Origin of the sequence: Streptomyces sp. NRRL WC-3549 (assembly GCF_000721935.1) — a bacterium.
Classification (GTDB): domain Bacteria; phylum Actinomycetota; class Actinomycetes; order Streptomycetales; family Streptomycetaceae; genus Streptomyces.
Window position 1 is genome coordinate 46,313 of record NZ_KL585408.1, and the last position, 2,611, is coordinate 48,923.

4 protein-coding genes are annotated in these 2,611 nt (G+C 71.1%); 3 read left to right on the plus strand and 1 reads right to left on the minus strand.

Annotated features, from left to right (window positions below; all coding sequences use genetic code 11):
* The first annotated feature begins 125 nt into the window (after window positions 1-125).
* The 3 genes from IH13_RS45560 (at window position 126) to IH13_RS0119480 (ending at window position 1,220) form a co-directional block, all read left to right on the plus strand.
* Window positions 126-236, plus strand: a complete 111-nt coding sequence (locus IH13_RS45560; protein WP_267883861.1) for an SGM_5486 family transporter-associated protein — start codon at window positions 126-128, stop codon at window positions 234-236.
* Between the two features lie 170 nt (window positions 237-406).
* Entirely contained in the window at window positions 407-616 is a 210-nt protein-coding gene (locus IH13_RS0119475) for a hypothetical protein (RefSeq protein WP_031086153.1), read from the plus strand.
* A gap of 85 nt (window positions 617-701) precedes the next feature.
* Window positions 702-1,220 carry a SixA phosphatase family protein gene (locus IH13_RS0119480; RefSeq protein ID WP_031086156.1) on the plus strand — a complete coding sequence of 173 codons (519 nt, stop codon included), beginning with the start codon at window positions 702-704 and terminating at the stop codon, window positions 1,218-1,220.
* Window positions 1,221-1,297: 77 nt separating this feature from the next.
* Here IH13_RS0119480 and serB read toward each other — a convergent pair whose 3' ends face one another.
* The gene (gene serB / locus IH13_RS0119485) at window positions 1,298-2,554 is read right to left on the minus strand and encodes a phosphoserine phosphatase SerB (RefSeq protein ID WP_031086158.1); all 1,257 of its coding nucleotides are present in this window, start codon (window positions 2,552-2,554) and stop codon (window positions 1,298-1,300) included.
* Window positions 2,555-2,611: the final 57 nt, after the last annotated feature.

The following is a 2,611-nucleotide window of genomic DNA, read 5'->3' on the forward strand; positions in this document are numbered from 1 at the left end:
GGGGCCCTGCCGATCGCGCTGATGGCGGCCCTGCTGATACCGCAGATGGTGGCGGGCGTACTCGCCGGGCGGAACCGGGTCATCGAGGACGAGTGCTGAGGTGCGACACTGAACCCATGAAGCCAGTGCTCGATCCGAACCCTCAGAACGGCCAGAAGAAGCTTCTCCTCGTGCTCGGGGCGATGCTGCTCATCTCGGTGGTCATCGGAGTGATCGCGACGATCGCCTCCCCCTGATGACGATCGCCTCCCCCTGATCCCGTACCCGCCCGCGCGCGAGGGTGGGGCCTGCCCCACCGTCCCCTAGGGGGCCAGGTTCAGGGTCGAGTGGGTGGGTCGCCGGATGGGCCCGGCCCCGGCGGATCCGTAGGTTCTCGGTATCGGTACCGAAGACCCAGGAGGCGGACATGACGGCCCGTACACAGCCCCGGACCCACCGTGCCGCCCCGGACGACGCCGTCGAGGTCCGGCTGCCGTGGTGGGCCGTCGCGCTGCCCGCCCTCGCCTTCGCCGCGCTCCTGCTGCTCATCGCGGGACCCGGGCAGGCGCAGGCCGCCACCGCCGACCCGGCGGTCGGCAGGCTGCTCGGCCGGATCATGGAGCTGCTCTCCAGGTGACGGTGGTGCGGCGGCCTCTCATCCGTACCGGGGAGCCTTCCAACACCCTGCGCCCGGCAGTGCGTTTCATGCGAAGCTGAGAGGTATGAGCGCCGAAACACCTCGCAGGATCGTCCTTCTCAGGCACGCAAAGGCGGAGTGGTCGCAGCAGTCCGACCATGAGCGGCCTCTCGCCGAACGGGGGCGCAAGGAAGCCCCCGTGGCCGGCCGCCGGCTCGCCGATTCCGGTATCGACTTCGATCTGGCTCTGTGCTCGACCGCCACCAGGACCCGGGAGACCTGGAAGCTCGCGGTCCACGAATTCCCGCAGCGCCCCAGGACCGCGTACGAGGAGAGGCTGTACGAAGCCTCCGTCGGCGAGCTGATCGCCTTGTTCGGTGAGATCCCCGACGACGTCCGTACCGTGCTGGTCATCGGCCACAACCCGGGCATGCACGGGGTGGCGGACGTCCTGGCCGGCCGGGCCGAGGGGGACGCGCTGTCCCGGATGACCAGGGACGGCTTCTCCACCGCCGCCTACGCGGTCATCGACTTCCAGGGTCCCTGGAAGAGCCTGGAGCCAGGCGTCGGCACGATCGTCGACTACTGGACGCCGACCGCCTGAGCGGGACGCGCGGGCCCCGGCACAGCGACCGTGCCGGGGCCCTCGTACGTCCGGGACCGCGGGCCCCGGAGAGGCGCTCACTCGACGAGACCGTCGGCGGCCTCGACCTCCTCGCGGGTGATGCCCAGCAGATACAGCACGGTGTCCAGGAACGGCACGTTCACCGCGGTGTGGGCCGCCTCCCGGACGACCGGCTTGGCGTTGAACGCGACGCCCAGCCCGGCGGTGTTGAGCATGTCCAGGTCGTTCGCGCCGTCCCCGATCGCGACCGTCTGCGCCAGCGGCACCCCGGCCTGCTCGGCGAAGCTCCGCAGCAGCCGTGCCTTGCCCGCCCGGTCCACGACGTCCCCGACGACCCGGCCGGTGAGCCTGCCGTCGACGACCTCCAGCGTGTTGGCGGAGGCGAAGTCGAGCCCGAGCCGCTCCTTGAGGTCATCCGTGACCTGGGTGAATCCGCCCGAGACCACGCCCACCTGGTAGCCGAGGCGCTTGAGCGTACGGATCAGGGTGCGCGCGCCGGGGGTCAGCCGGACCTGGGCCCGCACCTTGTCGACCACCGACGCGTCGAGCCCGGCCAGCAGCGCCACCCGCGCGTGCAGCGACTGCTCGAAGTCGAGCTCGCCGCGCATCGCCTGCTCGGTCACCTCGGCGACCTTGTCCTCGCAGCCGGCGTGGCCCGCGAAGAGCTCGATGACCTCGTCCTGGATGAGCGTCGAGTCCACGTCCATCACGACCAGCCGCTGGGCCCGGCGGCTCAGCCCGGCCGACATGACGGCGATGTCGACGCCTATGCCGGCGGCCTCCGGCGCCAGCGCGGTCCGCAGCCGCTCGGTGGCGGTGCCGGACACCGCGAACTCGACGGCCGTGACCGGGTACTTGGCCAGCCGGAAGATACGGTCGATGTTGCCGCCGGTGGAGGTGATCCTGGCCGCTATGGCCGCCGTGGACTCCGCTGTCAGCGGGTTGCCCAGCACGGTCACATGGGAACGGCCGAAACCGCGCGGACGGTTGTCGCCGGTGCCCGAGATGATTTCCGCCTGGAGCTTCAGCGACTCCGCCCAGCTGTGGACCGTGGACCGCAGCCCGCCCTCGGTCGCGCCGCCCGCGGCCGGGTCGGTCACCAGCGCGCACAGGACGATGCGGCCACGGGTGACGACCTGCTCGATGTCGACCACGTCGACGGAGAAGGCGGCGAGGGTGTCGAAGAGACCGGCGGTGATCCCGGGCCGGTCCTTCCCGAAGATCTTGACGAGAAGCGTGGGCGTGCCCGTGCCCTGCGGGGTATCGGGAAGCTCAGGAGACCGGGGTGACCGAAGGGGCTCAGATGCGCTCATGGTGGAACCACCGTATAGGGCCCGCCCGGCTGCTCCCACGCCTGTCCCGAGTGGCGG